Below are 4,805 nucleotides of genomic sequence, written 5' to 3' on the forward strand. Positions count from 1 at the left end.
CCGCAGGAGTCGAGCTTATCCGCTCCTATCAACATCGTTTCAAAATCAACAATAACCTTTAACACAGCCTAAATGTAAAAAATCCAGCCACTCGAAAACATTGGCTGGATTTTACTTTACGGTAATCTTTTAATCTTTTCTGCAATCGGCTTCCGAGGTTTTGGCTCTGGAATTATTTCCGGATATCCAACTCCTAATACACCGATGACTTCATATCCATCTGGAACACTTAAAATTCCCCTATTTCTCTCTGAAGCCCCAATAGATGACCAAAATGTCCCTGCACCGTCAGCCCAGGCAGCTAAGTTAAAATTTTGGATAAAGCATGCTGTCGCTAATGCATTTTCAATCTTTTCTATTTGTGTCAATCCATTCCTAGACAAAACCGCCATTACCATTGGAGCATTACCAAAGTTTGTTTTATGGTTTATTTTTTCTCTTGTTTCCTTCCCAAGAAAAAGGATTTCCCACGGTTCTGTCATACGATGATTAGGGGCCATCGAGGCAGCCTGAAGCCACGTCATAAGGTGTTCCTCTTTCACTTCATCAGGTTTAAACTTTTTAATATTTCTACGTGTTCTGATCACATCTATCATCTTGACCATCACTCCATTCCGGACTTTTAATGTTTTAATAAGATATGCTCTTTTCCTCTAACTTAGTTCAGCAAATAAAAACTACATTAAAAACCGCTCCAGATGCAAAATAAGCATCATAAGTATGGAAAGGAGGAATTTTAATGACCAACCGTAATAATAATCGCGAGCGAATGAATAAATATCCTAACAACAAAAAACAAGATACTGAATTCTCCAAAGAAACTAATTTACGCAGCGAAATCACTAAAAAAGATTTACAAAAGTAATAGAACTCTCCAATTGGGTGGACTTACTCATATAGAGCTAGGTCCGCCTTCGATTAAAAACCTACCTTGTAATAACCTCGTTTGAACCCATAAAAACAAAACCAAAGTGCTTGAAGGAAAAAGAACAATCCCCAAAACACAGCAGGAAGAAACCCAGTTAACCGGGCAAGATTAGCTGCGTCCCCCGCAGCTTGTGGCTGTAAAACGCTAAGGAATAAAATTTCATATGCACTTTGTACAGAATCCACTAATAGAATGGCTGCTATTAACAATAATATGTGGTCCCTAACACCCTTACTCCCTTTAATCAGTAAAAAAAGGAAGGCAAATGCAAAAGAGCAGAGCCAAAATATCAGATTAAAAAAAATAAACGCTAGCAAAATATCAATCAGAAGTATTTCTTTTTTTCTCCTTAACAGCCAAAAAGACAAAAAGGCCATGAAGGATGCGAAGGTATAGCCTGCAAGACTTGTCAAAAAACTGCCCATCCAAGTTGATTGATCGCTAATCGTTGCCCCTTCAGAGTTCATAAATAATGAAATGGTTTCCACCTTTCCCCCAAATAGAGCAATGATCGCATGACCCGTTTCATGGATAAGTGTATTAATTATTTTTACATAGTTTCCTATAATCGGTACATGAATCAAAATAAAGGCAATCGCAAGAAAAAGGAAAAACTTCGCACTGAATTTGTCACGGACAAAGCTCAAGTTAATTCTCCTCTTTTATATTAACTTTTTTCATATCTTTATTTTACATTTTCCATTAAAACTATGGCAAATAATCTCAAAAAAAAAAACTGGGTTTCAATTTTAGTCTAATGGGGTAAATTTTCATTAGTTTCATATGGGGTCGACAACCAACAACTTATATGTTACAATCAAGTTGTTACTATATTAAACTAATAAATTTAAGGGGGAATGAAATTGATAGAATTCAAGAACATTGTTAAGAAATATCGTACGAAAACTATAATCAACCCATTTTCATTAAAAATTGACGCAGGTCAGTTGGTTGTCTTTATTGGTCCAAGTGGCTGTGGAAAAACCACATTATTAAAAATGATTAATAAATTAATCCACCCAACATCCGGGCAGATTTTTGTAAATGGAACTGATATTACCACAATGAATCCCATTGAACTCCGCCGTAACATTGGCTACGTTATTCAAAACACCGGTCTATTTCCACATATGTCTATCAAAGAGAATTTAGAATTAATACCGAAGTTAAAAGGCGAAGACCCTGCTTCCATTGAAAAGAAGACCCATGAATTGCTGGAATTGGTTGGACTCGAGCCAAAGGAATATTTACACCGTTATCCAAAAGAACTAAGCGGCGGGCAGCAGCAAAGAATTGGGGTCGCAAGAGCCTTCTCAACTAACTCAGATATCATTCTCATGGATGAACCATTCAGTGCACTGGACCCTGTAACTAGAAGCTCCCTACAGGACGAATTGTTCCAAATGCAGAAAGAATTAAACAAAACGATTATCTTCGTAACCCATGATATGGATGAAGCAATAAAAATAGCGGATAAGATTTGTATTTTAAAGGGTGGAAATATTCTTCAATATGATACACCGGAAAATATACTTAAAAATCCAGCAAATCAATTCGTTGAAGACTTTATAGGAAAAAGAAGAGTTTGGAATAATCCTGAATTATTAATGGCCGAGGATATCATGATCCAAAATCCTGTTAAGATTACCGGGATGCGTACTGTTTTGCAGGCCATTGAGATTATGAAGGATCATAAAGTGGATAGTTTAATGGTAACCGACAAACATAATGTTCTAAAAGGTCTGGTGACATTAAAAAGCATCCAATTACTCAATCGAAATTTATCTATTGAGACGGTTATGGAGCAAAATGTCCTGTCTGTTTCACAGGATTCCAATTTAATCTCAGTGTTAGCAACTATGAACGAACACAAAATTGGATATCTGCCTGTTGTGAACAGTACCAGCCAATTAACAGGTTTAATCACAAGAAGTAGTATTTTATCAGCGTTAAGCAGTCAGTTAATTGATTTGGAGGTGGCATTTTAATGAATGGATTTTGGAATTATCTAACAAGTAACTACAATCAAATCCTTAGCTTACTAGGTGAGCATTTATATTTAAGTATTGTGTCCGTTTTAATAGCTATAATTATTGGAATCCCTTTAGGTATATTAATTTCGAATGAACCAAAACTCTCAAAACCAATCATTGGGACCACAAACGTAATTCAGGCTGTGCCAAGTTTAGCTTTACTGGGTTTTCTCATTCCGTTTATCGGAATTGGCAGTACGCCTGCCATTGTAATGGTTGTCCTGTATTCCTTACTTCCAATCATAAAGAACACTTATACAGGTTTAACAAATATTGATGGAGACATTCTGGAAGCCGCCAAAGGTATTGGTCTGACCAAGAGTCAAACTATGAAAAAGGTACAGTTGCCACTGGCCTTCCCAATGATTATGGCGGGTATCAGAATTTCAGCGGTAACAGCAGTCGGTTTAATGACGATTGCGGCTTTCGTTGGAGCAGGTGGACTTGGTTACCTGGTATTCTCAGGGGTTCAAACTGTCGATAATCACATGATTTTGGCCGGAGCAATTCCAGCTTGTATTCTCGCTCTGCTCATTGATTTCGCAGTTGGTAAACTAGAATCATCTCTCTCTTACACAAGCAAGCAAAAATCAACATCAAAAAAAGCAAAGACAGCAAAAAGGTCATTAATTGCCTTTGCCGCTATTCTACTAGTTGCAGCTGTTGGATTTAAAGCATATTCTACTGCACAGGCCGAGGATAAAATTGTTATTGGATCCAAGAACTTTAGTGAGCAATTAATATTAGGTAATATGCTGGCAGATGTGATAGAAGCTAAGACAGATATACAGGTAGAACGAAAATTAAATCTAGGTGGATCACAGGTCGCATTCGGTGCATTAAATTCTGGAGATATTGACATGTATGTAGAATATACGGGCACAGGTTTGGTAAATATTTTAAATCAGCCTCCGGAAAGTAATCCAGATAAAGTCTATAATTATGTGGAGAAAGAATTTAAGCAAAAATATGGAATTGAACTATTAAAGCCGCTTGGATTTAATAACACTTATGCGTTAGCCGTCCGACAAGATACGGCAAAAGAGTATGGTCTAAATACTATCTCAGACTTAGCTAAGGTAAGTGGAAACTTAACTATGGGTCCTACCATTGAATTTCCAAACCGTGAAGATGGGTTAATCGGACTTTCAAAAACCTATAATATGGCATTTAAGGATGTTAAAGCAATCGATGGCGGATTACGCTACACTGCCTTAAAAAATCATAAAAGCGATGTTATTGATGCCTTTTCCACCGATGGTTTACTTCAAGCGTTTGATTTAAAGGTATTAAAAGATGACCAGCAGTTTTTCCCACCGTATTATGCGGTGCCTATTATAAAAGAGGAAACTCTAAAAGAGCATCCCGAATTGAAAAAAGTACTCAATAGCTTATCCGGAAAACTAACAGATGAAAAAATGCGGGAACTTAACTACAAAGTTGACAGTCTTAAACNNAAAAAGAGGGATTATTAAATTAATAATAGAAGCCGGTCATCTTGACCGGCTTCTTTTTTATTATATAGCTTAAGTCATTATGTGATCCAATTAGTCTTCTAAAAAATGAACGACCCTGTCATATGTCTCATCGTCCCCAATGACTAGCAGGACATCCCCTTCAAGAATTAGTGCATACGGTCCAGGTGAGATGATTAACTCCCCCTTGCGCTTCATTCCTATAACTGTCCCACCTGTATTTTGCCAAAATTTCGTTTCTGAAATTGTTTTTCCGATATGAATGCACCCTGAAAAAACTTCTACCTCAATAGGAGCCAATGGATTTGTATGCCGCAATTTACCAGAATAATCCATAATTTTTCTTAACGTATCAAAAAGTTCATCATC

Annotated in this window: 6 protein-coding genes; 3 read left to right on the top strand and 3 right to left on the bottom strand. The window is 36.8% G+C overall.

Annotation, left to right across the window (positions count from 1 at the left end; translation table 11 throughout):
* Positions 1-116: 116 nt before the first annotated feature.
* A complete protein-coding gene (locus tag V7266_RS26945; protein WP_420491505.1) occupies positions 117-596 on the bottom strand; it encodes a nitroreductase family protein in 480 nt (159 codons plus the stop codon).
* Positions 597-739: 143 nt separating this feature from the next.
* Here V7266_RS26945 and V7266_RS26950 point away from each other — a divergent pair, with 143 nt between their 5' ends.
* Positions 740-865, top strand: coding sequence for a hypothetical protein (locus V7266_RS26950; protein WP_335472295.1), 126 nt, complete (start codon positions 740-742; stop codon positions 863-865).
* A gap of 53 nt (positions 866-918) precedes the next feature.
* Here the strand turns inward: V7266_RS26950 and V7266_RS26955 are convergent, their stop codons facing one another.
* A complete protein-coding gene (locus tag V7266_RS26955) occupies positions 919-1,575 on the bottom strand; it encodes a M50 family metallopeptidase (protein WP_335472296.1) in 657 nt (218 codons plus the stop codon).
* Positions 1,576-1,785: 210 nt separating this feature from the next.
* Here V7266_RS26955 and V7266_RS26960 point away from each other — a divergent pair, with 210 nt between their 5' ends.
* Positions 1,786-2,916 (top strand): ABC transporter ATP-binding protein, encoded by a 1,131-nt coding sequence (locus tag V7266_RS26960; RefSeq protein ID WP_335472297.1) that lies wholly within the window; start codon positions 1,786-1,788, stop codon positions 2,914-2,916.
* A complete protein-coding gene (locus V7266_RS26965) occupies positions 2,916-4,436 on the top strand; it encodes an ABC transporter permease/substrate-binding protein (protein ID WP_335472298.1) in 1,521 nt (506 codons plus the stop codon). The genes V7266_RS26960 and V7266_RS26965 overlap by 1 nt, the downstream gene beginning before the upstream one ends.
* 72 nt (positions 4,437-4,508) lie before the next feature.
* On the opposite strand, the gene V7266_RS26970 is transcribed toward V7266_RS26965, so the two are convergent.
* Positions 4,509-4,805, bottom strand: a 297-nt coding sequence (locus V7266_RS26970) for a cation:proton antiporter regulatory subunit (protein ID WP_335472299.1), incomplete at its 5' end; no start/stop codon positions are given.

It is taken from the genome of Neobacillus drentensis, from assembly GCF_036965645.1.
Taxonomy (GTDB): Bacteria; Bacillota; Bacilli; order Bacillales; family Cytobacillaceae; genus Neobacillus; species Neobacillus drentensis_D.

Excerpts from the sequence above, each read along its gene's own strand:
- V7266_RS26945 (WP_420491505.1), bottom strand. The coding sequence starts at position 596 with ATGATAGATGTGATCAGAACACGTAGAAATATTAAAAAGTTTAAACCT.
- V7266_RS26950 (WP_335472295.1), top strand. The coding sequence starts at position 740 with ATGACCAACCGTAATAATAATCGCGAGCGAATGAATAAATATCCTAAC.
- V7266_RS26960 (WP_335472297.1), top strand. The coding sequence starts at position 1,786 with ATGAAATTGATAGAATTCAAGAACATTGTTAAGAAATATCGTACGAAA.